Genomic DNA, 24,713 nt, shown 5'->3' with positions numbered 1-24,713 from the left:
TGGATGCGGCCGCTCAGCCTTCGTAGGCGCGCAGCCGTTCGGTGTCGAGGATCGTGATGCTGCGCCCGTCGATGGCGAGCATGCCGTGGTCGGCCATGTCGTGCAGCACGCGCGAAAAATACTCGGGCGAGAGGTTGAGGCGCGAAGCGATCATCTTCTTGCTCACCGAGAGCGTCACTTCCTGCCCCGCCACCGGGTCGTCCTTGAGCAGGTAGCCGACGATGCGCTGGCTGCCCGAACGCAGCGAATAGGATTCGACGTCCGAGATCAGGCCGTGCAGGCGGCGGCTCATGCCCGACAACATGCGCCGCGAAAAAGCCGGGTTGCGCTCGATCTCGCCGTAGATTGCCTGCTTCTGCACGTGCAGCAGCATGCAGTCGGTCAGGGCCTCCGCCTGGACGATGTAGGGGCGGTCCATGAACATCAGCGCCTCGCCGAAGCTCTGGTTGGGGCCGAGCAGTTCGACCACCTTCTCGTCGCCCTGGGACGACACGAAGCACAGCTTGACGTTGCCATAGATGATCGTGTGAAAGCCGTTGCACGGATCGCCGCGCTTGAAGATGACGTGGCCGCGCGCGGCATGCACCTCGCTGGTGGCCGCCGCGACGGCGTCCAGCTGCTCGGCCGACAGGTCGGCAAACAGGGGCAGGCGCTTGAGGAACTGGCGCGGTTCGATGTGGTGTCGTGGCATGGTGTGGTGGTGGCCGGCGGCCTGGCTGGACGCGTCGTCGTGTCTCGATAGGAATGGTCCAGATCATAGACTTCTGCCCGCGCGAAGGCTGTAGTTCTTTGTGCGTACGATGGCTAGTCCGTCGTACCGACAGACCGGTGCGGTAGAGCAGCCGGCATGGCGCTTATCGTCATTCCGGCGTATTGCCGGGCTCCCCCTTTCCTTCCGACAATACAGCGGCCTTCCCTGCGGGATGGCGACACGTTTCCGATCAACTGCCATACGAGTACCCATATGCTGAGCGTGCAGGACGCACTCGACCTTCTCCTGGCCCGGGCCCATCCGGTCACCCACACCGAGTCCATCGCTACCCTGGGCGCGGCCGGCCGTGTGCTGGCGACGACCCAATACGCCGCCATCGACGTGCCGCGCGTCGACAACGCCGCCATGGACGGTTATGCCGTGCGCAGCGCAGAGTGCCGCGCCGGCGCCGTGCTGCCGGTCAGCCAGCGCATTGCCGCCGGACACGCCCCCGCCCCGCTGGCCCCGGGCAGCGCGGCCCGCATCTTCACCGGCGCCGGCATTCCCGCCGGCGCCGACGCCGTCGTCATGCAGGAATACTGCCGTGGCGCCGACGACGGCCGCAGCGTCGTCATCGAGCGGCAGCCCGCGCCCGGCGAGCACATCCGCCGGATCGGCGAGGACATCCGCGCCGGCGGCCCGCTGCTGGAAGCCGGCACCCGCCTGCGCGCGCCCGAACTGGCCTACGCGGCATCGAACGGACTGGCCTGCCTGCCGGTGACGCGCCGGCTGCGCGTGGCCATGCTGTTCACCGGCGACGAACTGGTGATGCCGGGCGCAGCGCTGGGACCCGGCCAGATCTACAACGCCAACCGCTACGCCCTCGGGTCGATGCTGTGCGCGCTCGGTTGCGAAATCGACGACTTCGGCATCGTCCCCGACCGTCTCGACGCCACCCGCAGCGTGCTGCGCGACGCGGCCGCCGGCCACGACCTGGTGCTGAGCTGCGGCGGGGCCTCGGTGGGCGATGCCGATCACGTGAAGCCGGCGGTGGCCGCCGAAGGCAGCCTCGACCTGTGGAAGATCGCCATGAAGCCGGGCAAGCCGCTCGCCTTCGGCTCCCTGCGCCGGCCCGGCGGCGCCACCCACTTCATCGGCCTGCCGGGCAACCCGGTGGCCTGCTTCGTGACCTTCCTGCTGTTGGTACGGCCCTTCCTGCTGCGTCTGCAGGGGGTGCGCGCCGTGCTGCCGCGGCCGCTGTCGATGCGGGCCGACTTCAGCGTCGAGCGTCCCGACGAACGGCTCGAATTCCTGCGGGTGCGGGTCAACGAAGCCGGCAATCTGGTGCTGTCCGGCGGCCAGGGATCGGCGCTCATGACTTCTGCGGTGCAGGGCAGCGGACTGGCCCTGCGCCCGCCCGGCCAGCGCATCGCACCCGGCGACACGCTTGCCTACCTGCCCTTCGCCGAACTGCTGGCCTGAGCCCAGGCCCGACTTTTTACTGGTCGGCTGGGGCAGGCCGCCGCGGTCACAGAAAGGCGCGGATCGCCGCAATGGTTTCCTCGGGTGCGCTCAAGTGCGGGCAGTGTCCGGTCGCGGCCATGATCCTGAGCGCGCTGCCGCTGATTCTCTGGTGCAGGTAGCGCCCGACCTCGAGCGGTGCGATGGCGTCGTCGCTGCATTGCAGGATCAGCGATGGCGTGCGCACCAGCGGCAGGGCGTCGCGGCAATCGTTCAGGAAAGTCACGCGCGCGAACTGCTTCGCCACCGTGGGATGCAGGCGGCAGAAGGTGTTGGCCAGCGCCCGTCCCAGTTCCGGACGCGCTGGATTGTTCATGATCAGCGGCGCCATGCTGGCCGACCAGGTGACGAAGTTGTCCTCGAGGGCGCCGAGCAGCTCGTCCATGGCGCTGCGCTCGAAGCCGCCCACATAGCCCTCGTCGTTGAGGAAGCGCGGCGACGGCCCGATCAGCACCAGCCGGTCGAACAGGGCCGGCGCGCGGATCGCCGCCAGGATCCCGATCATGGCGCTGACCGAGTGGCCCACGTAGACGATGTCGCGCAGTTGCGCTTGCTCGCAGAGCTCGATCAGATCCTGGACGTAGCCGTCCAGCGAGGCATATTTTCCGGGGCAGTAGGAAGCCGGATCGGACCCGCCGGCGCCGACGTGATCGAAGCACACCGTCAGGTGATCCGACTCGAAAGCGGGTGCAACCCAGCGCCAGACCGCCTGGTCGCAACCGAAGCCGTGGGCGAAGACGATGGTCCGGTCGCCCGCGCCCGCGAAGCGCACGTTGTTGCGCCACAGGGCCGACTGGGCGCCCGCGCCAGGCACTGCCGATGCCGCGCCCCCACCTTTCAGGAGCGCGTCCATGCCAGCTCCTCGGCCTTGGTGTTGCCCAGCTGGAGGAGCCGGGAACCGCCGGCGGCAAGCCGCTCGCGCACGCCGGCCGGCCTGCGCGTAGCGGCGGTCGCTCGTCCGTCCGCCGCGGGCTCGGCAAGCCGGAACATGTGGACCGTGCGGGTCAGGGCGCCGGCCTGGTCCTGCATCGACTGTGCGGCCGCGGCGGCCTGCTCGACCAGCGCGGCGTTCTGCTGGGTGGCCGCGTCCATCTGGGTCACGGCCTGGTTGACCTGTTCGATGCCGCTGCGCTGTTCATCGCTGGCCGCGCTGATGTCCGCCATCAGGTCGGTCACGCGCTGCACGCTGCTCAGGACCTGGCGCATGGTGTCGGCCGCCTGGCCGGTCAGGCGCGTTCCGTCGGAAATCTTCTCGACCGAATCGCCGATCAGGACCTTGATTTCCTTCGCCGCCGCCGCGGAGCGCTGGGCCAGGTTGCGCACCTCGGAAGCCACGACCGCGAAGCCCTTGCCCTGCTCGCCCGCCCGCGCCGCCTCGACTGCCGCATTCAGGGCCAGGATATTGGTCTGGAACGCGATGCCGTCGATGATACCGGTGATGTCTTCGATGCGCCGCGCGCTCTCGCTGATCGACGACATGGTCGCGCCGACACAGGCCACCGCATCGCTGCCCTCGGCCGTGATCCGCGAGGTCGAATTCGCCAGCGCGCTGGCCTGGCGGACATTGGCCGCGTTCTGCTGCACGGTCCCGGTGAGTTCTTCCATCGACGACGCGGTCTGTTGCAGCGAACTGGCCTGCATTTCGGTGCGCGCGGCCAGGTCGAGGTTTCCGCTGGCGATCTGGCTCGAGGCGGTGGCGATCGTATCCGTGCCCTGGCGCACCTCGTTGACCATGTTGCCGAGATTGTCATTCATGGTCTCGAGCGCCTGCAGCAGTTCGCCGAGCTCGTCGCTGGACGTGATCTCGATCCGGCTGGTCAGGTCGCCGCCGGCCACCGCCTGCGCTACCTGCACCGCCGTGCGCAGCGGCCGCACGATCGAGCGCGCCAGCCAGACCGCGAACGCGGCGCCGGCGCCGAGCGCCAGCAGCCCCAGCACCAGCATCTGGGTGGCGCTGGAGGAAATCATGGCGGCCACGGCCTTGCCACTGTCGCCGGCGCGCCGCTTCTGGTGGGCGCTCAGCGCCTGGACGCTCTCCTGCAGCGCGTCCAGCCGCGGCATGGTCTCGCGCATCACCAGTTGCTGGGCCTGCTCGCGCTGGCCCGATTCGATCATCGCGCTCACCGCGGAGAACGAAGCGACGTAGGCGACCCGCCGTTCGACCACGCCGGCCAGCAGCGCCTTGCCCGATTCGCTCGTGACCAGGCGTTCCAGGGTCTGCAGTGCCTGCGTGATGTCGTTCTTGTTGGCGGCGATCCGGTCGCGGATCCGGGCGCGCTCGTCCGCGCCGGTCACCAGGAACAGTTCGAGCGTACGGCGCGCATTGGCGCGGGTCAAGGTATCGATGGTCGTGGCGGCGTCGGCCTTCACCAGGTCCTCGTCGATGAGGGTGGCGGTGGAATTGCCGATCGCATGAAAGCCTTGCATGCCGATCGACAGCACCAGCACGAGCAGCAGCAGGACCAGGCCGAAGCCGGCGCCCAGGCGGGTGGCGATTTTCAGGTTGGAGAGTTTCACGATGATTAAGTGTTCTGTGATTGGGGCGCGCCTCGGGAGGGGCGCCGGGACCGGGCAAGACCTATTGCCCTTGTGCAATATCGGCAGTCTATCGACCCCACCCCGGTCTGCGAATAGGCCGAAGTGACTACTTCCCTTCCTCCGTCATGCCGACTGTCGCGCCTGCCCAAGCCCCATACAATGAGGGCATTCATGATGACTGGAGCATTGCATGTTGCAAGACCGATTTGGTCGAACGATCGAGTACCTGCGCCTGTCGGTGACGGATCGCTGCGACCTGCGTTGCACCTATTGCATCCCGACCGGATTCAAGGGTTTCGAAGAACCCGCCGACTGGCTCAGCTTCGACGAGATCGAGCGCCTGCTGGGCGCCTTTGCCCGCCTCGGCACGCGCCGCGTGCGCCTCACCGGCGGCGAGCCCTTGCTGCGCCGCCACGTCAGCGATCTGGCCGCGCGCATCTCCGCCATCGACGGCATCGACGACCTGTCGATGTCGACCAACGCCACCCAGTTGCGACGCCATGCGGGCGCACTGCGCGCGGCCGGCGTCAGCCGCATCAACGTCAGCCTCGACACGCTCGACCGTGCCTGCATGCAGGCGATCACCGGGCGCGACAGCCACACCCAGATCATGGACGGCATCATGGCCGGCAAGGAAGCGGGCTTCGAGCCGATCAAGATCAACATGGTGGCCATGCGTGGCGTGAACGAAGGCGAAATCGATCGGATGGCGGAATTCTGCATCGAACACGGCTTCGTGCTGCGCCTGATCGAAGTGATGCCGATGGGCGCCACCGGCCGCAACACCTCGTATCTCGACCTGCAGCCGATCCGCGCCCGCCTGCAGGAGCGCTACGACCTGGTACCCCAGGCCGTCGAACTGGGCGGCGGGCCGGCGCGCTACCTTGCCACCCGCGACGGCCGCACCAGCATCGGGTTCATCACGCCGATGTCGCAGCACTTCTGCGCCACCTGCAACCGGGTCAGGCTGGCCGTGGACGGCACCCTGTACCTGTGCCTGGGCCAGGAACAGAAGTTCGAGTTCCGCCCGCTGCTGCGCGGCGGCGCCAGCGACGCCGAACTCGAGGCGGCGATCCGCGCGGCCATCGAACTCAAGCCCCAGAAACACGAATTCACCGAGCGGCCCGAGAAGATCATCCGCTTCATGGCCCAGACCGGAGGCTGACATGCAGGACATCGAGAAATTCATCCGCGGCTTCGGCCGCTTCCAGCAGCAGTACCTGAGCGAGCCGACCGCCCTGGACAGCCTGCGCAGCGGGCAGCATCCGGGCACGCTGGTGATCGGCTGCTGCGACTCGCGGGTCGACCCGGCCCTGCTCACCGGCAGCGATCCGGGCGACATGTTCGTGGTGCGCAATATCGCCAACCTGGTGCCGCCCTGCACGCCCGACGCGCCGCCCGGCGTCAGTTCCGCCATCGAGTTCGCCGTCTGCGGCCTGGAGGTCTCGCGCATCATCGTGCTCGGCCATGCCCGCTGCGGCGGCATCCGCGCCCTGATGTCGCAGGCCCGGGTCACCGAGGAAACCGATTTCGTGGCGCGCTGGATGCGCATCGCCGAACCGGTACGCCAGGAAGTCTTGCGCGAGCTGTCGCACAAGCACGAGGACAGCCGTTGCCGCGCGGCCGAACTGGCCAGCATCCTGCACTCGCTGGATAACCTCATGACCTATCCCTGGATCAAGCGCCGCGTGGAAGCCGGCAAGCTCGCCCTGCACGCTTGGTATTTCGACATCGCGACCGGTTCGCTGCTGGCCTACTCCCCGCGCAAGCAAGAGTTCCTGAACCTGGTCGAGCCGCTCGCCGCCGCGGCATGAGCGCAAGCACCAACGCAAGCGCGAGCCCCATCATGCCCGACTACCCGCCGATCCCGGTCCGGCTGCGCCTGTCCACCCGGATCGCCGGCGCGCTGGTGGGCTTCCTGCTGCTGGCCCTGGCCGCGATCGGCGCCACCCTGTGGCTGTCCTGGCAACTCGAAGGCGCCGGTGCGGCGATCAACGAGACCGGCAGCCTGCGCAGGCACGAATACCGCCTGGCGATGCTGCTCGGGCGCGACGTCCATACGCCGGGGGCCGGCTTCGACCAGGCCGCGCGCCGCCAGATCGCACTGATCGATTCCACCCTGGTGCTGATCGCACGCGGCGACCCGCAGCGCCCGCTCGGGCTGCCCCCGACGGCAGCCGTGCGCACCAGCTTCGACCTGCTGGCGCAGCGCTGGCACCGCGACATGCGCCCGCTGGCCCAGCAGGTGCTCGCCGCGCAGGGCGCCGACCGGGTCACGGCCCTGCGCCGTTTCCTGGCCGGGACCGATGCCTACGTCGCCAGGATCGACGAAGTCGTGCAACTGATCGAACGCGATAACGAGGTGCGCACGTTCTGGCTGCGCTCGTCGCAGCTGGCCTTGATGGCGCTGGCGGTGGGCGGCACGGTGGTGCTGGTCTACATGATGTTCAGTCTGATCGTCGCCCCGGTCGAACGCCTGCATGCCGGCCTGCGCAGCATGGCCGATACCGAGTTCGGCGTGCGCCTGGACGTCGACGGCAAGGACGAATTCGGCCAGCTGGCGGCCGGCTTCAACCAGATGGCCGACCGCCTGCAGCAGTTCTACGGCGAGCTGGAACGCAAGGTCCGCGACAAGACCGCCGCGCTGGAAGAACAGAACCGCGAACTGGCGCTGCTCTACGACAGCGCCGCCTTCCTGCAACGGCGCCAGCCGCTGGAGCCGATGTGCGAAGGCTTCCTGGAGCGGATCGTCCGCTATTTCGGCGCCGACGCCGGCTCCGTGCGGCTGGTCGACAGCGGCAGCGACAAGGTGCACCTGGTGGTCCAGCAAGGCTTGTCCGAGGCGATGGCCGAAGCCGAGCGCTGCATGCCGGTCGGCGACTGCCTGTGCGGCGAGGCCGCGCAACGCAAGGAAGCGGTGGTGCACTGGCTGGGGAGCATGCCGCCGCTGCCCACCTCGCCCGCCGTCTCCCAGTGCGCGGCGGACGGCTTCGTCACCGTGTCGGTGTTCCAGATCTTCGCGCAAGACCAGCACCTGGGCGTGTTCAGCCTGCATTTCCGCAGCGAACGACACTTCGACGCGCATGGCACCGCCCTGCTCGACACCCTCGGACGGCTGCTGGGCACGGCGATCGAGAACATCCGCCTGGCCGCCCGCGAACGCGAGATGGCGATTTCGGAAGAGCGCAACATGGTCGCCCGTGGCTTGCACGACAGCATCGCCCAGGGCTTGAATTTCCTCAACCTGCAGGTGCAGATGCTGGAGGCATCGCTGCGCAACGGCCAGCAGCAGGAGGCGGCCGAGATCGTGCCGGCGCTGCGTGCCGGCGTCAAGGAAAGCTACGAGGACGTGCGCGAACTGCTGCAGAACTTCCGCAGCCGCCTGGAAGAAGAGGACCTGAACGGCGCCTTGCGCAAGGCGGTGCGCAAGTTCCGCGACCAGACCGGGCACGAGGCCAGCTTCGTCGCCGAAGGCAGCGGCGGACCGCCATTCGCGCGCCAGGAGCAATTGCAGATCCTGTTCATCGTGCAGGAAGCCCTGTCGAACATCCGCAAGCACGCCCGCGCCGACAGCGTGCTGGTGCGTGTCCGGGACGGCCAAGACTTTTCGCTCTCGATCAGCGATAATGGCGTCGGATTCGACTCATCCTTGGCATCCGATGCAGCCGGTGAGCACGTGGGCCTGCACATCATGCACGAACGGGCCCGGCATATCCACGCCGACCTGGCCATCGAATCCAGGCCTGGCGCCGGAACCACTGTCAGCCTGCACGTGCCGAGTGCGCAGCGCCGGCTTGCCTGACTAAAATTGGAGTAATTGCATGGCCGAATCAAGCGAGCCAATTCAAGTCCTGCTGGTCGACGACCATCCCCTGTTCCGCAGCGGGGTGCGTTCTTTACTCCAGCGCAACCCTCGTTTCGCCGTGGTCGGCGAGGCGTCCGACGGCGTCGACGGGGTCAAGCGCGCGATGCAGTTCAAGCCCGACGTCATCCTGCTCGACCTGCACATGCCGGGCATGTCCGGCGTCGAAACGCTGCAATTGATCCTGCAGGGCTGGCCCGAGGCCGTCGTGATCATGCTGACCGTGTCCGAAGAGGCCGAAGACCTCGCTACCGCACTCCAGGGCGGAGCGCGCGGCTACCTGATCAAGAACATCGACGCCGACTACCTGGTGCGCGCGATCGAGCGCGCCGCCGCCGGCGAGTCGGTGCTGGCCGAATCCATGACCGGCAAGCTGATGGCGCAGCTGCAGAAACAGCGCGAACCCAGGGCCCCGGCCCCGCCGTCCGAGCTCGACAAGCTCACGCCGCGCGAACGCGAGATCCTGGCCTGCCTGGCGCGCGGCGAAAGCAACAAGCTGATTGCCCGCGTGCTCGACCTGGCCGAAAGCACGGTCAAGATCCACGTCCAGAACATCCTCAAGAAACTCGGCCTGTCGAGCCGGGTGCAGGCCGCGGTGTTCGCCGTCGAGCAGGGACTGAACGGCCATTCCGAGCGCCCGTCCTGAGCGCCCTGCCGGGCCACGGCCTCAGCTACCGGCCGGACAGCGCCAGCAATGCCGCACTCGCCTCCTCATAGGCGCGCCTGAGCTCCCCGAGCTGCGCGCCGACTTCCTCGAAATGCTCGCCCTTGCCCATCAGCTCGAGATTGATGCATGGCACCCGCATGCGGTTGGCGCCGACAAAGTCTATGCTCGACTGCAAGTAATGCGCGGTCGACGCGAGCAGCGCACCGTCGCGCGTCTCGACCGCATGCGCCAGCTTGTCCAGCAGCTGGGGCACCTCGCCGACGAAGGAGCCGATCACTTCATCGAGCAGCGAGGCGCCGTCGTCGATCGCGCGCAACTGGTCGATCCGTGAGGCTTTGATGACCGCGCCGTCGCGCCGGCGCGCCGTCACGTGCTCGACCGCCGCCGCCAGCGCCCCGTCCAGCACCTCGAGCTCGATCGGCTTGGGCACGTAGTCGTTCATTCCCGCGTCCAGGCAGCGTTCGCGGTCGCCCGGCATGGCGTTGGCCGTCATCGCGATGATGTAGGGCGCGTTGGCGCCGCGGAAGCGCTGGCGCAGCCGGCGCGTCGCTTCCAGGCCGTCCATCTCCGGCATCTGCATGTCCATCAGGATCACCGGATACTCCTGGCGTTCCAGCGCCTCGAGCGCTTCCAGGCCGTTGGCCACCACGTCGCCCCGGTAGCCGAGGTGGCGCAGCAACTGCTTGATGACCTTCTGGTTGATCGTATTGTCCTCCGCGACCAGGATGTCCACTTCCGCGCCGGCCCGCGGCGCCAGCGTCGGCGCCGGCGCCGCCCGCTCCGCGCGGCCGCCGCGTTCGCCGAGTACCTGCTGCAAGGCCTCGAGCAGGGCGGCCGGCTTGATCGGCTTGTTGAGCCAGGCCGAGAACGCCCCCATGGCGTCGGCATCGGCATCGGCGCGCGGGCGCTGGCCGACCGAGGTCAGCAGCACAAGCGGCAGCGCCTTGCGGTCGCGGTGCTTGCGCAACTCGAGCGCCAGGCGGGCGCCGTCCATGTCGGGCATCTGCATGTCGAGGATGGCGACGTCGAACGGATGCCCGTCGCGCACCAGGTCGACCGCCTCGACGCTGGAGGCCGCCGCCAGCGGCTCCATTCCCCAAAGCAATGTCTGTTTCATGAGGATGCGCCGGTTGGTCGCGTTGTCGTCGACGATCAGGATGCGCCGGCCGCGCACGTGCGTGGCGCGGTCGCGCAGCACGTTCTCGGCCAGCTGCTCGTCGAAGGCCTCGGCTTCGATGGCAAAGGTAAAGGTCGAGCCGCGCCCCACTTCGCTCTCCACGCTCAGGTCGCCGCCCATCATCTCGGCCAGGCGCCGGCTGATCGTCAATCCCAGTCCGGTGCCGCCGTACTTGCGCGTGGTGGAGGCGTCGACCTGGGTGAACGAACTGAAGACGTCCTCGAGGCGGTGCGCCGGAATGCCGATCCCGGTATCGCGCACGGCAAAGGCAAGCCGGCAGGCGCCGCCCTCGCGCGCGACGGACGACACCGTGACCACGACTTCGCCATGGTGGGTGAACTTGATCGCATTCGACAGCAGGTTCACCAGGATCTGCCGCAGGCGGGTGGCGTCGGCCAGGATCGTCGCCGGCACCCCCGGCTCCAGCATGTAGGCCAGGTCGAGGTTCTTTTCGCTGGCGGCCGGCGCCAGCAGGTCGAGCGCGTCCTCGACGCAGCGCCGCACTTCGAAGGCATGGCGCTCGAGGTCGAGCCGCCCTACCTCCAGTTTCGAATAGTCGAGCAGGTCGTTGATAATCGAGAGCAGCGCTTCGCTGCTGGAACGGATGGTTTCCGTGTAATCGCGCTGTTCCTCGTTGATGTCGGTGTGCAGGAGCAGGCTGGTCATGCCGATGACGGCGTTCAGCGGCGTGCGGATTTCATGGCTCATATTCGCCAGGAACATGCTCTTGGCCTGCATCGCGGCCTCCGCCCTGTCCTTGGCCGCTTCCAGTTCGCGCTCGTAGGCCTTGCGCTCCGAGATGTCCTGCAGGATCGCGGTCAGGATGACGCGCCCGTCCGCCTCGGATTTCGAGATCGTGGCCTCGGCCGGGAACTCGCTGCCGTCCTTGCGGACCGCATAGATGGTGCCGCGTTCGCCCATCCGCCGCGCCGGCCGCTCTCCATGGCGAAAGCCGGCGACGCGCTCGCCGTGTCCCGGGCGGAAACGCACGGGAATCAGGAGCTCCAGGCTTTGCCCGACCACCTCCTCGGCGGCCCAGCCGAACACCCGTTGCGCGCCCTGGTTGAAGAACACGATGCGCTGCGCCTCGTCGGTGCAGACGACGGCGTTCTCGGCGATATCGATAATGCTGCTCAGTTGCTCTAGGCTCAATGGATTCTGCATGGCGTCAGGCTGGGCTTCGTGGAAATGTCGCCATCCTACACGGTCGCGCCGGCTCAAGGTGGACGAATCCCGACGCGCTCCCCCGCGTGGGCTGCTAGGTCTTTGTGACTAGCCGCCCTAGCTCTCTTGCCCAAATGAATATCGCCCTCCGGCCAATAGTTGGGCATGCCGCTTCCACGTACGCTTCGAACTATCGAAAAGTGCGTTTCAGGAGAAAAACATGAGCACCGATAAGAGACCGCTCGCGGTCCTCGTCAGCAGTACCTTTGCATTCACGATCTGCTTTGCCATATGGATGATGTTCGCCGTCCTGGGCATTCCCATCAAGGCCAAGCTGGGCCTGAACGAAACCGAGTTCGGCCTCTTGATCGCCACCCCGGTCCTGAGCGGCGCGCTGGTGCGCGTCCCGCTCGGCATCTGGACCGACCGCTTCGGCGGCCGCATCGTCTTCTTCATCCTGATGCTGGCCTGCGCGCTGCCGATCTACCTGATCAGCTACGCGACCGCCTACTGGCACTTCCTGGTGCTGGGCCTGTTCGTCGGCCTGGCCGGCGGCTCGTTCTCGGTCGGCACGCCCTATGTGGCCCGCTGGTTCGACAAGGAACGGCGCGGCTTCGCCATGGGCGTGTTCGGCGCCGGCAATTCGGGCTCGGCCCTGACCAAGTTCGTCGCCCCGGCCATCATCGCCGCCGCCGGCTGGGAGTACCTACCCAAGGTGTATGCCGGGGCGATGATCGCCACCGCCCTGCTGTTCTGGTTCTTCTCGTATTCGGACCCGGCGCACAAGACGCCGTCCGGCGAGTCCTTCGCACAGCAGATGCGCGTGCTGAAGGACCCGCGGGTATGGCGCTACTGCCAGTATTACTCGGTCGTGTTCGGCGGCTACGTGGCCCTGGCCCTGTGGATGACCAAGTACTACGTCGGCGAATACGGCTTCGACCTGAAGCTGGCCGCCCTGCTGGCCGCCTGCTTCTCGCTGCCGGGCGGCGTGCTGCGCGCGCTGGGCGGCTGGATCTCGGACAAGTACGGCGCCTACAAGGTCACCTGGTGGGTGATGTGGGTCTGCTGGGTGTGCTTCTTCATCCTGTCCTACCCGCAGACCACCATGAGCGTCAAGACCGTCGAGGGCGTGATGGACATGCAGATCGGCCTCGGCCCGATCGCCTTCACCGCCCTGCTGTTCGTGGTCGGCGTGGCGATGGCGATCGGCAAGGCCTCGGTGTTCCGCTTCATTGCCGACGACTTCAGCGACAACATCGGCGCGGTCTCGGGCGTGGTCGGCCTGGCCGGCGGCCTGGGCGGCTTCATCCTGCCGATCCTGTTCGGCGCCATCGTCGACCTGACCGGCATCCGCTCGAGCTCGTTCATGCTGCTCTACGGCACCGTGTGCGTCTCGCTGGTCTGGATGCACTTCTCGTTCAAGCCCGAGCGTACCGAGCCGGCGGCCACTGCGCCCAGGGCGCCGGCCGCACCGGTACGCAAGGCAGCCTGATTCCACCAACCATTCCTTCAACTAATTACAACGCACACAGGAGAACATTGTGAGCAGCTACCTGATATCGACCTGGGAGCCCGAGGTCCCCGCATTCTGGCAAAACCGCGGCAAGGCCACCGCCAGCCGCAACCTCTGGATCTCGATCCCGGCCCTGATGCTGGCCTTCGCGGTCTGGATGGTCTGGAGCGTCGTCGTCGTCAACCTGCCGGCCATCGGCTTCAAGTACAGCACCAACCAGCTGTTCTGGCTGGCCGCGGTGCCGGGCCTGTCCGGCGCGACCCTGCGCATCTTCTACTCGTTCATGGTGCCGATCTTCGGCGGCCGCAAATGGACCGCGATCTCGACCGCCTCGCTGATGATCCCGGCGCTGGGCATCGGTTTCGCCGTCCAGGACCCGAGCACCAGCTACCCGACCATGCTGGTGCTGTCCCTGCTGTGCGGCTTTGGCGGCGGTAACTTCGCCTCGTCGATGTCCAACATCAGCTTCTTCTTCCCGAAGGCGCAGAAGGGCTACGCCCTCGGCATGAACGCCGGCCTGGGCAACCTGGGCGTGTCGGCGGTGCAGTTCGTGGTGCCGCTGGTGATCACCGCGGCCGTGTTCGGCGGCGAGCCGCAGACCTGGAACAAGGTGGTGGAAGGGGCCGCCCAGACCAAGCAGGTCTGGCTGCAGAACGCCGGTTTCATCTGGGTGCCCTTCATTCTCCTGAGCTCGCTGGCCGCATGGTTCGGCATGAACGACCTGGCCTCGGCCAAGGCCTCGTTCTCGGAACAGGCCGTGATCTTCAAGCGCAAGCACAACTGGCTGATGTGCTGGCTGTACATCGGCACCTTCGGTTCCTTCATCGGTTACTCGGCAGCCTTCCCGCTGCTCACCAGCACCCTGTTCCCGGACGTGAATCCGCTGCAGTACGCCTTCGTCGGCCCCCTGGTCAGCGCCCTGTCGCGCGTGGCCGGCGGCTGGGTCTCGGACAAGCTGGGCGGCGCCCGCGTGACCGTCTGGACCTTCGTCGCCATGATCGGCGCCGTGCTCGGCGTGCTGCACTTCCTGCCCGGCGCCGGCAATCCCGGCAACTTCGGCGGCTTCTTCGGCATGTTCCTGGTGCTGTTCGCCTGCACCGGCGTGGGCAACGCCTCGACCTTCCGGATGATCCCGGTGATCTTCCTGACCCTGCACCAGCGCGCTTGCGCCGGCCAGCCGGAAGCCGTGCAGACCCAGGCCGTCGCCAGCGCCAACAAGGAAGCTGCCGCCGTGCTCGGGTTCACCTCGGCCATCGCCGCCTACGGCGCCTTCTTCATCCCGAAGAGCTACGGCACCTCGATCGCCCTGACCGGCAGCGCCGACGCCGCCCTGTGGTGCTTCATCGGCTTCTACATGAGCTGCATCGCCGTGACCTGGTGGTTCTACTCGCGCAAGGGCGCGGAAATGCCCTGCTGATCGCACGATCGGCAGGAGTGGCGCGCCGGCCCGGCCTGCGCGCTGCGGCGAAGGCCGCTGCCTGAGGCTTCAGGCAGCGGCCTTCGTGCTTTCGGACCGATGCGGGGCTAGTCCGAAAGGTGTAGACGCCCTAGTCCCTAATCCGGCGCCGGACCGACTTCTTACGAATACTCAATGGACGAGCCGCTCCGTAGACTGGCGACAGTGAAATCACATTAGCGAAGCGCGCCGCCGGCGCGACGATGGAGAAACCATGAGTCACTTTCTGGACCGACTGAAATTTTTCGGCAAAGCCAAGCAAACGTTCTCGAACGGCCACGGTGAGGTGGTCAACGAGGACCGCACCTGGGAAAACGCCTACCGCCAGCGCTGGCAGCACGACAAGATCGTGCGTTCGACCCACGGCGTGAACTGCACCGGCTCCTGCAGCTGGAAGGTGTATGTCAAGAACGGCCTGATCACCTGGGAAACCCAGCAGACCGACTATCCGCGTACCCGCCCGGACCTGCCGAACCATGAGCCGCGCGGCTGCCCGCGCGGCGCCAGCTACTCGTGGTACGTCTATTCGGCGCAGCGCGTCAAGCACCCGATGGTGCGCGGCCGCCTGATGCAGATGTGGCGCGAAGCGCGCGTCACCCGCGACCCGATCGCCGCATGGGAGTGGATCACCCAGGATCCGGAGCGCTCCGCCAGCTACAAGTCGATCCGCGGCCAGGGTGGCTTCGTGCGCGCCAAGTGGGACGAAGTCAACGAGATGATCGCCGCCGCCAACGCCCACACGATCGACAAGTACGGCCCGGACCGCATCATCGGCTTCTCGCCGATTCCCGCCATGTCGATGGTCAGCTATGCCGCCGGCACCCGCTACCTGAGCCTGATCGGCGGCGTGGCCATGAGCTTCTACGACTGGTACTGCGACCTGCCGCCGGCCAGCCCGCAGGTGTGGGGCGAGCAGACCGACGTGCCGGAATCGGCCGACTGGTACAACTCGACCTACCTGATGGTGTGGGGCTCGAACGTGCCGATGACCCGTACCCCGGACGCCCACTTCTACACCGAGGTGCGCTACAAGGGCACCAAGACCGTGGCCGTGTCGTCCGACTTCGGCGAAATGGCCAAGTTCGGCGACATCTGGCTGGCCCCCAAGCAGGGCACCGACGCCGCGCTGGCGATGGCCATGGGCCACGTCATCATGAAGGAATACCACGCGACCGGAAAATCGGCGTATTTCACCGAGTACGCCAAGCAGTACACCGACTTCCCGATGCTGGTGATGCTCAAGGAACGCGACGGCACCCTGGTGCCGGACTACTTCCTGCGCGCCTCGCACCTGGCCGACAAGCTGAACGAAACCAACAACCCGGAATGGAAGACCCTGGTGCTCGACCAGACCACCGGCAAGATCGTCGCCCCGAGCGGCTCGATCGGTTTCCGCTGGGGCGAGGCCGGCAAGTGGAACCTCGAGCAGAAGGAAGGCTCGACCCGCAACCCGATCGATCCGCAGCTGTCGCTGATCGACGCCAACGACGGCATCGTGCCGGTCGGCTTCCCCTACTTCGGCGGCAAGGATGCCGACGACCTGCTGCTGCGCAACGTGCCGATCAAGAAGATCACCCTGGCCGACGGCAGCGAAGCCATGGTCACGACCGTGTTCGACCTGTCGATGGCCAACTATGGCGTCGACCGCGGCATCTGCCCGAACGCGGCCAAGGGCTATGACGACGACGTTCCCTACACCCCGGCCTGGCAGGTCAAGCACACCGGCGTCAAGGCGCAGGACGTGATCACCGTGGCGCGCGAGTTCGCCGACAACGCCGACCGCACCCGCGGCAAGTCGATGGTCATCGTCGGCGCGGCGCTGAACCACTGGTACCACATGGACATGACCTACCGCGGCATCATCAACATGCTGATGATGTGCGGCTGCATCGGCCAGAGCGGCGGCGGCTGGTCCCACTACGTGGGCCAGGAAAAGCTGCGCCCGCAGACCGGCTGGACCCCGCTGGCCTTCGCGCTGGACTGGAACCGTCCGTCGCGCCAGATGAACTCGACCTCGTTCTTCTACGCCCACACCAGCCAGTGGCGCCACGAGAAGCTGCACACCTCGGAGATCCTGTGCCCGACCGCCGACGGCAAGATGGAAGAGATGGCCCTGATCGACTACAACGCCAAGGCCGAGCGCATGGGCTGGCTGCCGTCGGCGCCGCAGCTCGAGACCAATCCGCTCGAGGTGACGCGCGCCGCCGAAGCGGCAGGCAAGGATCCGGCCCAGTACGCGGTCGAGCAGATCAAGGCCGGCAAGCTGAATTTCTCGTGCGACGACCCGGACAATCCGGCCAACTTCCCGCGCAATATGTTCGTGTGGCGTTCGAACATCCTGGGCAGCTCGGGCAAGGGCCACGAGTACTTCCTGAAGTACCTGCTCGGCACCCAGAACGCCTTGCTGAGCGACGAGACCGACTGCATCAAGCCGCGCGACGTCAAGGTGCGTCCGGCCGCCGAAGGCAAGCTCGACCTGCTGGTGGTGCTCGACTTCCGCATGTCGACCACCTGCCTGTACGGCGACATCGTGCTGCCGACCGCGACCTGGTACGAAAAGGACGACCTGAACACCTCCGACATGCACCCGTTCATCCACCCGCTGTCGGAAGCCGTGCAGCCGCTGTGGGAATCGAAGTCGGACTGGGAAATCTACAAGGGCATCGCGGCCAAGTTCTCGGAGATCGGCGGCGCCCACCTCGGCACCCGCAAGGACCTCGTGCTCACCCCGCTGATGCACGACACCCCGGGCGAACTGGGCCAACCCTTCGATCCGAAGGACTGGCGTCTTGGCGAGTGCGAGCCGGTCCCCGGCAAGACCATGCCCGCCATGACGGTCGTGGAGCGCAACTACCGCGAAATCCACAAGAAGTTCACCTCGGTGGGACCGCTGCTCGAGAAGGCCGGCAACGGCGGCAAGGGCATCGGCTGGAAGACCGGGCACGAAGTCGAGACCCTGCGCGGCATCAACCGCACCGTCCAGGAAGAAGGCGTGTCGCAGGGCCAGCCGCGCCTGGACACCGCGATCGACGCGGCCGAGATGATCCTCACGCTGGCGCCCGAAACCAACGGTCACGTGGCCGTGAAGGCCTGGGATGCGCTGTCCAAGATCACCGGACGCGACCACACCCACCTGGCCAAGCCGCGCGAACACGACAGCATCCGCTTCCGTGACGTGCAGGCCCAGCCGCGCAAGATCATCTCCTCGCCGACCTGGTCGGGCCTGGAGAGCGAAGAGGTCAGCTACAACGCCTGCTACACCAACGTGCACGAGCTGATTCCGTTCCGCACCCTGACCGGCCGCCAGCAGTTCTTCCAGGACCACCTCTGGATGCGCGACTTCGGCGAGGGACTGTGCGTGTACAAGGCGGCGATCAACACCAAGACCACCGAGGCGATCATGAACCGTCGCCCGAACGGCAACAAGGAGCTGGCGCTGAACTTCATCACGCCGCACCAGAAGTGGGGCATCCACTCGACCTACTCGGACAATCTGCGCATGCTGACGCTGTCGCGCGGCGGACCGCACGTGTGGCTGTCGGAAACCGACGCGAAAGCCGCCGGCATCGAGGACAACGACTGGATCGAGGTGTTCAACGTGAACGGCACGCTCACCGCCCGCGCGGTGGTCAGCCAGCGCGTCCCCGAAGGCATGACGCTGATGTACCACGCCCAGGAAAAGATCGTCAACGTGCCGGGCGCGGAGATGTCGAAGAAACGCGGCGGCATCCACAACTCGGTGACCCGCGCCGTGACCAAGCCGACCCACATGATCGGCGGCTATGCCCAGCTGTCGTACGGCTTCAACTACTACGGCACGGTCGGCTCGAACCGCGACGAATTCGTGGTGGTGCGCAAGATGCGCGACGTGGAGTGGATGGAAGGCGCACGCGACGAATCACGTCCGAACAGCGACGAGATCACGCGCGGCCCGCGTCCCCAGGCCGGCAAACCGGCGGCGCAGCCGAAGGCGCCGAAAGAGGAACGGGAACCTGCGCTGGCATTGACGCCGGCACCGAAGAATGCATAACGCGCCAGGATACGCGCCAGGATGAATGAGGAATTGAAATGAAAATCAGAGCACAAATCGGCATGGTCCTGAACCTGGACAAGTGCATCGGCTGCCACACCTGTTCGGTGACCTGCAAGAACGTCTGGACCAGCCGCGACGGCGTCGAGTACGCCTGGTTCAACAACGTCGAGACCAAGCCGGGCATCGGCTACCCGAAGGAATGGGAAAACCAGGACAAGTGGAACGGCGGCTGGAAACGTACCGCTTCCGGCAAGATCGAACCGCGCCAGGGCTCGCGCCTGAAGATCCTGGCCAACATTTTCGCCAACCCGAACCTGCCGGCCATCGACGAGTACTACGAGCCCTTCACCTACGACTACGAGCGCCTGCAGAACGCGCCGCTGTCGGAGACGCCGCCGACCGCCCGTCCGGTATCGGTCCTGACCGGCAAGAAGATGGACAAGATCGAATGGGGCCCGAACTGGGAAGACGACCTGGGCGGCGAGTTCGCCAAGCGCAGCAAGGACAAGCTGTTCGACAACGTGCAGAAAGAGATGTACTCGACCTTCGAGAACACCTTCATGATGTACCTGCCGCGCCTGTGCGAGCACTGCCTGAACCCGGCCTGCGTCGCCTCCTGCCCGTCCGGCTCGGTGTACAAGCGCGAAGACGACGGCATCGTGCTGATCGACCAGGACAAGTGCCGCGGCTGGCGCATGTGCATCTCGGGCTGCCCGTACAAGAAGATCTACTACAACTGGTCGTCGGGCAAGGCCGAGAAGTGCACCTTCTGCTACCCGCGCATCGAAGCCGGCCAGCCGACCGTGTGCTCGGAAACCTGCGTGGGCCGGATCCGCTACCTGGGCGTGCTGCTGTACGACGCCGACAAGATCGAGGCCGCCGCCTCGGTCGCCGACGAGCAGGACCTGTACGAAGCCCAGCTCGACCTGTTCCTCGACCCGCATGATCCGAAGGTCATCGAGGAAGCGCGCCGCCAGGGCATCCCGGATTCGTGGCTCGAATCGGCCAAGCGCTCGCCGGTGTACAAGATGGCGGTCGAGTGGAAGATCGCCTTCCCGCTGCATCCGGAATACCGCACGCTGCCGATGGTGTGGTACATCCCGCCGCTGTCGCCGATCCAGGCTGCGGCCGAAAGCGGCAAGATGGGCATGAACGGCATCATCCCGGATACGCAGAGCCTGCGCATCCCGGTGCGCTACCTCGCCAACCTGCTCACCGCGGGCAAGGAAGCGCCGGTGGTCCATGCGCTGGACCGCATGCTGGCGATGCGCGCCTACATGCGCAGCAAGTCGGTCGACGGCGTCGAGAACCTCGCCGTGCTGAAGCAGACCGGCCTGAGCAAGGCCGTGGTCGAGGACATGTACCACATCATGGCGATCGCGAACTACGAGGACCGCTTCGTGATCCCGAGCAGCCACAAGGAGATGGCCGAGGACAGCTTCAACGAAAAGGGTTCCTGCGGCTTCTCCTTCGGCAACGGCTGCTCGGACGGCGTCAGCGACGCCTCCCTGTTCGGCAAGAAGAAACAGGGCTCGGTGCACTTCGTCTCGATGCCGAAGTCGCGCAAGAAGAAAGAGATGGAAGGCGCCTGAGGCGCTAGATGCATCCCAACCGCCGCCCCCGGCCCCGGGGGCGGGCCAAGGAAAATGAGGAATCGACATGCAACACTACCAAATCCTGTCGGCGCTGCTGACCTACCCCGAGCCGGAGCTGGTCGCCGCCCTGCCCGAGCTCGAAGCCGGCCTGCCGGTGCCGATGCGCGCCCGCGTGGCCTCGCTGCTGGCCCACCTGGCCGAGAACGACATGATCACGCTGCAGCAGGAATACGTGCAGACCTTCGACCGCACGCCGACCCACTCGCTGCACCTGTTCGAGCACATCCATGGCGAGTCGCGCGACCGCGGCCAGGCCATGGTCGACCTGATGGAAGAGTACAAGAAGCACGGGCTGGAGATGTGCCCGGACGAGCTGCCCGACTACGTGCCGCTGTTCCTGGAATTCCTGTCGCAGCTGGATAGCGACGAGGCCGCCGCGCGCCTGCTGGGCGACGCCGTCCACGTGCTGGCCCACATCGGCCGCAAGCTCGATGCCAACGGCAGCGTGTACGCGGGCGTGTTCGACGTGCTCGAAAGCCTGTCGCCGGTCCAGGCCGAGGAGCTCTCGGAGCCGCCGATCAAGGACATGGACGAGGCCCTGGAAACCTTCGGCCCAGGCGCGGACGGCGTCGAGCCCCTGCTCAAGCCGGCCGCGAACGGCACGCAACCGATCAACTTTTACCCGCAAGGCACCCACCGCCAGGCGCGCGCCGCCGCCTGACCGCCGGAATGCCCAGGAGACCATCATGAACTACCTGCACCAATTCACCTTCGGGATCTATCCCTACATCGCGCTGGCGATCTTCCTGCTCGGCAGCCTGATCCGCTTCGACCGCGAACAGTACACCTGGAAGTCCGAGTCCACCCAGGTGCTGCACCGCGGCAGCCTGCGCTGGGGCAGCCCCCTGTTCCACATCGGCATCATCGGCCTGTTGGGCGGCCACGCCGTCGGCCTGCTGACTCCGGTCTGGGTCTGGGACAGCCTGGGCGTGCCGCACGGCGCCAAGCAACTGTTCGCCATGGTCGCCGGCGGCGTCATGGGCACCCTGTGCCTGGTCGGCATCCTGCTGCTGCTGGCGCGCCGCATCGCCAACGACCGCCTGCGCCGCGCCACCACCTTCAAGGACAAGATCGTCCTGCTGTGGATCCTCGCTACCTTGCTGCTGGGCCTGAGCTCGATCTTCGTGTCGGCGGGCCACATGGACGGCCACATGATGGTGCTCCTGATGACCTGGGCCCAGCACATCGTCACCTTCCGCGGCGACGCCGCCGGCTTCATCGTCGATGCGCCGCTGGTGTTCAAGCTGCACCTGTTCATGGGCATGTCGCTGTTCGTCATCTTCCCGTTCACCCGCCTGGTGCACGTGTGGAGCGGCTTCGGCGCCGTGACCTACCTGGGCCGCGCCTTCCAGCTGGTCCGCCCGCGCTAAGAAGGCTAAAGGAGACATCATGGGACTTTCCGTCAACGGCGTCGACATCGACGACAGCGTCATCGAACGCGAACTGCCGCATCATCAGGGCGCGGCCAATCCGCTCAAGGAAGCGGTACACGAAGTGGTGCTGCGCACCCTGCTGCTGCAGGAAGCAGCGCGCCTCGGCATCCAGGGCGAGGACGACGATGCGCGCGTCGAAGCCCTGCTGGCGTGCGAAGTACGGGTGCCGCAGGCCGACGAAGCCGCCTGCGCCCAGTACTACCGCAACCATCCGCAGCGCTTCACCAACGGCGAGATGGTCGAGGCGCGCCACATCCTGTTCCAGGTCACGTCCAGCGTGCCGCTGGAACTGGTGCGCGCCACCGCCGAGTCGGTGCTGGAAGCCTTGCGCGCCGCGCCCGAGCGCTTCGACGAACTGGCGCGCCAGTACTCGAACTGCCCGTCCGGCGCGGTCGGCGGCAGCCTGGGCCAGCTCTCGCGCGGCCAGTGCGTGCCCGAGTTCGACAAGCTCCTGTTCCGCCTCGGCGAAGGCCAGCTGGCCGAGCGCCTGCTGGAAACCCGCTTCGGCCTGCACATCGTCCAGGTGCAGCGCCGGGTCGACGGCCGCCTGCTGCCCTTCGAGGCGGTACACGGCCAGATCGCCGACTACCTGAGCACCGCCGCCTGGCAGCGCGGCGTGCACCAGTACCTGCAACTGCTGGTGGGACGGGCCGAGATCGCCGGCGTGAGCCTGGAAGGCGCCGACACGCCGCTGGTGCAGTAGGGCCATGGGCGGCGCCGGACAATCCATCGCCGAACCGGGCGGGCCGCACTCGGTCCCGCACTCGGTGCTGGACGACCTGCAGGCCCTGGTCGGCGGCGCCATGCTGGTGTCGCTCGGCGTCACCCTGATGAACAGCGCCGGCCTGGTCACCGGCGGCGTCGCCGGACTGTGCCTGCTGCTCCACTACGCGACCGGCATCGGCTTCGGCAAGATCTTCTTTGTCCTGAGCCTGCCCTTCTATGCCTTCGCCCTGCGCAAGCTGGGCTGGCGTTTCACCCTCAAGACCCTGGGCGCGGTGCTGCTGTTTTCGCTCGGCACCGAGCTGTTGCCGGGCCTGCTGCAGCTGGGCCGGGTGCACCCTCTCTACGCCGCCCTGATGGGCGGCATCCTGGTCGGGGTGGGCCTGTTGATGCTGTTCCGCCACCGCGCCAGCCTGGGCGGCTTCAACATCTTCTGCATCTGGCTGCAGGAACGCTTCGGCTGGCGCGCCGGCCTGGTGCAGCTCGCGATCGACGCGCTGATCCTGCTGGCATCGCTCGCACTGCTCAGGCCATCGGCCTGGCTGCTGTCCTTGGCGGGCACCGCCGTGCTCAACCTGACCCTGGCCATCAACCACCGCCCCGGACGCTATCTCGCGCACTGATCCGGCCCACCGTGGCAGACTGACCTTTTTCTTCGATCCCCTATCATGCAACTCAACGACTTCTCCGATTTCCTTGCCGCCGCCGGCGCCCAGGACGAACCGCAGCAACTGCTGTTCGTGTTCGCCGCCGCCGAGCTGCCGCAAACGCATTCGCCCGGCCAGAAAAAGCGCTTCGATGCCGGCCGGGGCGGCGCCTTGACGCCCGTGATGTGCGTCGACAAGTCGGCCGCCGAACTGGCCAGCTTCGCGGCCCTGGCCGAGGAGTCGCGCCAGACCGGCCAGCCCTGGGACATGGTGTTCGTGGCGGCCCTGCCCGGGCGCGACGGCCAGCCGCCCACCGGCCAGGACGTCGAGCGGGCCCTGAAGATGATGATCGATGCCGTGCACCGCGGCGCCATCGAGCGCTTCGCGGCCTTCGATCCGGACGGGCTGCCGGTGCGCTTCTTCTAGCAGGATTCCTGCGCCGTCCTTAAACCAGTTTAAGGCGGGCGCGGCATGCCCTCGCTATAGTCGTGGCACGGGAGAACCGAGGTTTTCCCGCAGCGCCGGCGCATGCCGGCAACGATCGACAGCACGGCCTCCGGCCGGCATTACCGTCCCGCTATCCATGTCACGTACCCTATCCGATGAGAGCCGCGCCGCAGCGACGCGCGCGCCGGTCGAACTCGTCTGCCCTGCAGGCAGCCTCCCCGCCCTCAAGGCCGCCGTCGACAACGGCGCCGACTGCGTCTACCTCGGCTTTCGCGACGCCACCAACGCCCGCAATTTCGCCGGCCTGAACTTCGGCGACGCCGCCATCGCCGACGGCATCGCGTATGCCCACCGGCGCGGCCGCAAGGTCTTCCTGGCCCTGAACACCTATCCGCAGCCCGGCGCCTGGGACGTCTGGCGCCAGGCCATCGACCGCGCCGCCCTGGCCGGCATCGACGCCGTCATCCTGGCCGATCCGGGCCTGATGGAATATGCCGCGCGCGTGCACCCCGAACTGCGCCTGCACCTGTCGGTCCAGGGCTCGGCCACCAACGCCGAAGCGATCAACTTCTACCACCGCCATTTCGGCATCGCGCGCGCGGTGCTGCCGCGCGTGCTCTCGCTGGCCCAGGTCGAGCAGGTGATCGGCAACACGCCGGTCGAGATCGAGGTATTCGGCTTCGGCAGCCTGTGCGTCATGGTGGAGGGGCGCTGCCAGTTGTCGTCCTATGCGACCGGCGAGTCGCCCAACACCCATGGGGTGTGCTCGCCGGCCAAGGCGGTGCGCTGGCAGCGCACCCCGGCCGGCCTCGAGGCGCGCTTGAACGAGGTGCTGATCGACCGCTACGACGCCTCCGAGCATGCCGGCTACCCGACCCTGTGCAAGGGTCGCTTCGAGGTCGACGGCGACACCTATTACGCGGTCGAGGAGCCGACCAGCCTGAATACCCTGGAGATCCTGCCGAAGCTGATCAATCTGGGCGCGCGCGCCATCAAGATCGAGGGGCGCCAGCGCAGTCCCGCCTACGTCGCGCAGGTGACGCGGGTCTGGCGCCAGGCCATCGACCTGTGCAGCGCCGAACGGCAGCGCTATTCGGTAAGGCCGGCCTGGATGGCCGAACTCGACAAGGTAGCGGAGGGCCAGCAGCACACCCTGGGCGCCTATCACCGCCCATGGAAATAACGG

At 67.0% G+C, this 24,713-nt stretch carries 19 protein-coding genes; 15 read left to right on the top strand and 4 right to left on the bottom strand.

Annotated elements, in window-relative coordinates; genetic code table 11:
• Positions 1-13: 13 nt before the first annotated feature.
• Positions 14-691 carry a Crp/Fnr family transcriptional regulator gene (locus AB3347_RS00260; RefSeq protein WP_369089771.1) on the bottom strand — a complete coding sequence of 226 codons (678 nt, stop codon included), beginning with the start codon at positions 689-691 and terminating at the stop codon, positions 14-16.
• A gap of 273 nt (positions 692-964) precedes the next feature.
• On the opposite strand from AB3347_RS00260, the gene glp reads away from it, so the two are divergent.
• The gene (glp, locus tag AB3347_RS00255; RefSeq protein ID WP_369089770.1) at positions 965-2,173 is read left to right on the top strand and encodes a gephyrin-like molybdotransferase Glp; all 1,209 of its coding nucleotides are present in this window, start codon (positions 965-967) and stop codon (positions 2,171-2,173) included.
• 46 nt (positions 2,174-2,219) lie between these two features.
• On the opposite strand, the gene AB3347_RS00250 is transcribed toward glp, so the two are convergent.
• Both AB3347_RS00250 and AB3347_RS00245 read right to left on the bottom strand, forming a co-directional pair.
• On the bottom strand, positions 2,220-3,065 hold the full coding sequence (locus tag AB3347_RS00250) for an alpha/beta fold hydrolase (protein WP_369089769.1): 846 nt from the start codon (positions 3,063-3,065) through the stop codon (positions 2,220-2,222).
• The gene (locus AB3347_RS00245) at positions 3,050-4,729 is read right to left on the bottom strand and encodes a methyl-accepting chemotaxis protein (protein ID WP_369089768.1); all 1,680 of its coding nucleotides are present in this window, start codon (positions 4,727-4,729) and stop codon (positions 3,050-3,052) included. Before AB3347_RS00245 ends, AB3347_RS00250 begins: the two co-directional genes overlap by 16 nt.
• 211 nt (positions 4,730-4,940) lie before the next feature.
• On the opposite strand from AB3347_RS00245, the gene moaA reads away from it, so the two are divergent.
• The 4 genes from moaA to AB3347_RS00225 are packed head-to-tail and all read left to right on the top strand — an operon-like array spanning position 4,941 to position 9,258.
• Positions 4,941-5,915, top strand: coding sequence for a GTP 3',8-cyclase MoaA (moaA, locus tag AB3347_RS00240; RefSeq protein WP_369089767.1), 975 nt, complete (start codon positions 4,941-4,943; stop codon positions 5,913-5,915).
• Position 5,916: 1 nt separating this feature from the next.
• Positions 5,917-6,564 carry a carbonic anhydrase gene (locus AB3347_RS00235; RefSeq protein ID WP_369089766.1) on the top strand — a complete coding sequence of 216 codons (648 nt, stop codon included), beginning with the start codon at positions 5,917-5,919 and terminating at the stop codon, positions 6,562-6,564.
• 32 nt (positions 6,565-6,596) lie between these two features.
• Complete coding sequence (locus AB3347_RS00230; RefSeq protein WP_369089765.1) at positions 6,597-8,552, top strand: type IV pili methyl-accepting chemotaxis transducer N-terminal domain-containing protein; 1,956 nt, start codon at positions 6,597-6,599, stop codon at positions 8,550-8,552.
• A 19-nt stretch (positions 8,553-8,571) separates the two neighbouring features.
• Positions 8,572-9,258: a response regulator gene (locus tag AB3347_RS00225; RefSeq protein WP_369089763.1), complete on the top strand. Its 687-nt coding sequence runs from the start codon at positions 8,572-8,574 to the stop codon at positions 9,256-9,258.
• A gap of 25 nt (positions 9,259-9,283) precedes the next feature.
• On the opposite strand, the gene AB3347_RS00220 is transcribed toward AB3347_RS00225, so the two are convergent.
• Positions 9,284-11,608: a response regulator gene (locus tag AB3347_RS00220; protein ID WP_369089762.1), complete on the bottom strand. Its 2,325-nt coding sequence runs from the start codon at positions 11,606-11,608 to the stop codon at positions 9,284-9,286.
• A gap of 232 nt (positions 11,609-11,840) precedes the next feature.
• On the opposite strand from AB3347_RS00220, the gene AB3347_RS00215 reads away from it, so the two are divergent.
• The 10 genes from AB3347_RS00215 (at position 11,841) to AB3347_RS00170 (ending at position 24,710) form a co-directional block, all read left to right on the top strand.
• On the top strand, positions 11,841-13,112 hold the full coding sequence (locus AB3347_RS00215) for a nitrate/nitrite transporter (RefSeq protein WP_369089761.1): 1,272 nt from the start codon (positions 11,841-11,843) through the stop codon (positions 13,110-13,112).
• 49 nt (positions 13,113-13,161) lie between these two features.
• A complete protein-coding gene (locus AB3347_RS00210) occupies positions 13,162-14,550 on the top strand; it encodes a NarK family nitrate/nitrite MFS transporter (protein WP_369089760.1) in 1,389 nt (462 codons plus the stop codon).
• A 253-nt stretch (positions 14,551-14,803) separates the two neighbouring features.
• Positions 14,804-18,619 (top strand): nitrate reductase subunit alpha, encoded by a 3,816-nt coding sequence (locus tag AB3347_RS00205; RefSeq protein WP_369089759.1) that lies wholly within the window; start codon positions 14,804-14,806, stop codon positions 18,617-18,619.
• 38 nt (positions 18,620-18,657) lie between these two features.
• Entirely contained in the window at positions 18,658-20,214 is a 1,557-nt protein-coding gene (gene narH, locus AB3347_RS00200; protein ID WP_027863681.1) for a nitrate reductase subunit beta, read from the top strand.
• Positions 20,215-20,281: 67 nt separating this feature from the next.
• Positions 20,282-20,938, top strand: a complete 657-nt coding sequence (narJ, locus tag AB3347_RS00195) for a nitrate reductase molybdenum cofactor assembly chaperone (protein ID WP_369089758.1) — start codon at positions 20,282-20,284, stop codon at positions 20,936-20,938.
• Between the two features lie 25 nt (positions 20,939-20,963).
• Positions 20,964-21,647 (top strand): respiratory nitrate reductase subunit gamma, encoded by a 684-nt coding sequence (narI, locus tag AB3347_RS00190; RefSeq protein ID WP_369089757.1) that lies wholly within the window; start codon positions 20,964-20,966, stop codon positions 21,645-21,647.
• Positions 21,648-21,666: 19 nt separating this feature from the next.
• Positions 21,667-22,413 (top strand): peptidylprolyl isomerase, encoded by a 747-nt coding sequence (locus AB3347_RS00185; protein WP_369089756.1) that lies wholly within the window; start codon positions 21,667-21,669, stop codon positions 22,411-22,413.
• A 4-nt stretch (positions 22,414-22,417) separates the two neighbouring features.
• On the top strand, positions 22,418-23,056 hold the full coding sequence (locus AB3347_RS00180) for a YitT family protein (RefSeq protein ID WP_369089755.1): 639 nt from the start codon (positions 22,418-22,420) through the stop codon (positions 23,054-23,056).
• A 45-nt stretch (positions 23,057-23,101) separates the two neighbouring features.
• The gene (locus AB3347_RS00175; RefSeq protein WP_369089754.1) at positions 23,102-23,506 is read left to right on the top strand and encodes a ribonucleotide reductase subunit alpha; all 405 of its coding nucleotides are present in this window, start codon (positions 23,102-23,104) and stop codon (positions 23,504-23,506) included.
• A 157-nt stretch (positions 23,507-23,663) separates the two neighbouring features.
• A complete protein-coding gene (locus AB3347_RS00170; RefSeq protein ID WP_369089753.1) occupies positions 23,664-24,710 on the top strand; it encodes a peptidase U32 family protein in 1,047 nt (348 codons plus the stop codon).
• Positions 24,711-24,713: the final 3 nt, after the last annotated feature.

Source organism: Massilia sp. X63 (assembly GCF_041023745.1).
Classification (GTDB): domain Bacteria; phylum Pseudomonadota; class Gammaproteobacteria; order Burkholderiales; family Burkholderiaceae_D; genus Telluria.
This window is presented reverse-complemented; position numbering and strand designations above follow the sequence as displayed.

Bases quoted from the DNA above. Each gene is read 5' to 3' on its own strand.
- narI (WP_369089757.1), top strand. From the start codon at position 20,964: ATGAACTACCTGCACCAATTCACCTTCGGGATCTATCCCTACATCGCG.
- AB3347_RS00230 (WP_369089765.1), top strand. From the start codon at position 6,597: ATGCCCGACTACCCGCCGATCCCGGTCCGGCTGCGCCTGTCCACCCGG.
- AB3347_RS00205 (WP_369089759.1), top strand. From the start codon at position 14,804: ATGAGTCACTTTCTGGACCGACTGAAATTTTTCGGCAAAGCCAAGCAA.
- moaA (WP_369089767.1), top strand. From the start codon at position 4,941: ATGTTGCAAGACCGATTTGGTCGAACGATCGAGTACCTGCGCCTGTCG.
- AB3347_RS00225 (WP_369089763.1), top strand. From the start codon at position 8,572: ATGGCCGAATCAAGCGAGCCAATTCAAGTCCTGCTGGTCGACGACCAT.
- AB3347_RS00180 (WP_369089755.1), top strand. From the start codon at position 22,418: ATGGGCGGCGCCGGACAATCCATCGCCGAACCGGGCGGGCCGCACTCG.
- narH (WP_027863681.1), top strand. From the start codon at position 18,658: ATGAAAATCAGAGCACAAATCGGCATGGTCCTGAACCTGGACAAGTGC.
- AB3347_RS00235 (WP_369089766.1), top strand. From the start codon at position 5,917: ATGCAGGACATCGAGAAATTCATCCGCGGCTTCGGCCGCTTCCAGCAG.
- AB3347_RS00175 (WP_369089754.1), top strand. From the start codon at position 23,102: ATGCAACTCAACGACTTCTCCGATTTCCTTGCCGCCGCCGGCGCCCAG.
- AB3347_RS00215 (WP_369089761.1), top strand. From the start codon at position 11,841: ATGAGCACCGATAAGAGACCGCTCGCGGTCCTCGTCAGCAGTACCTTT.
- AB3347_RS00185 (WP_369089756.1), top strand. From the start codon at position 21,667: ATGGGACTTTCCGTCAACGGCGTCGACATCGACGACAGCGTCATCGAA.
- narJ (WP_369089758.1), top strand. From the start codon at position 20,282: ATGCAACACTACCAAATCCTGTCGGCGCTGCTGACCTACCCCGAGCCG.
- AB3347_RS00250 (WP_369089769.1), bottom strand. From the start codon at position 3,065: ATGGACGCGCTCCTGAAAGGTGGGGGCGCGGCATCGGCAGTGCCTGGC.
- AB3347_RS00170 (WP_369089753.1), top strand. From the start codon at position 23,664: ATGTCACGTACCCTATCCGATGAGAGCCGCGCCGCAGCGACGCGCGCG.
- AB3347_RS00260 (WP_369089771.1), bottom strand. From the start codon at position 691: ATGCCACGACACCACATCGAACCGCGCCAGTTCCTCAAGCGCCTGCCC.
- glp (WP_369089770.1), top strand. From the start codon at position 965: ATGCTGAGCGTGCAGGACGCACTCGACCTTCTCCTGGCCCGGGCCCAT.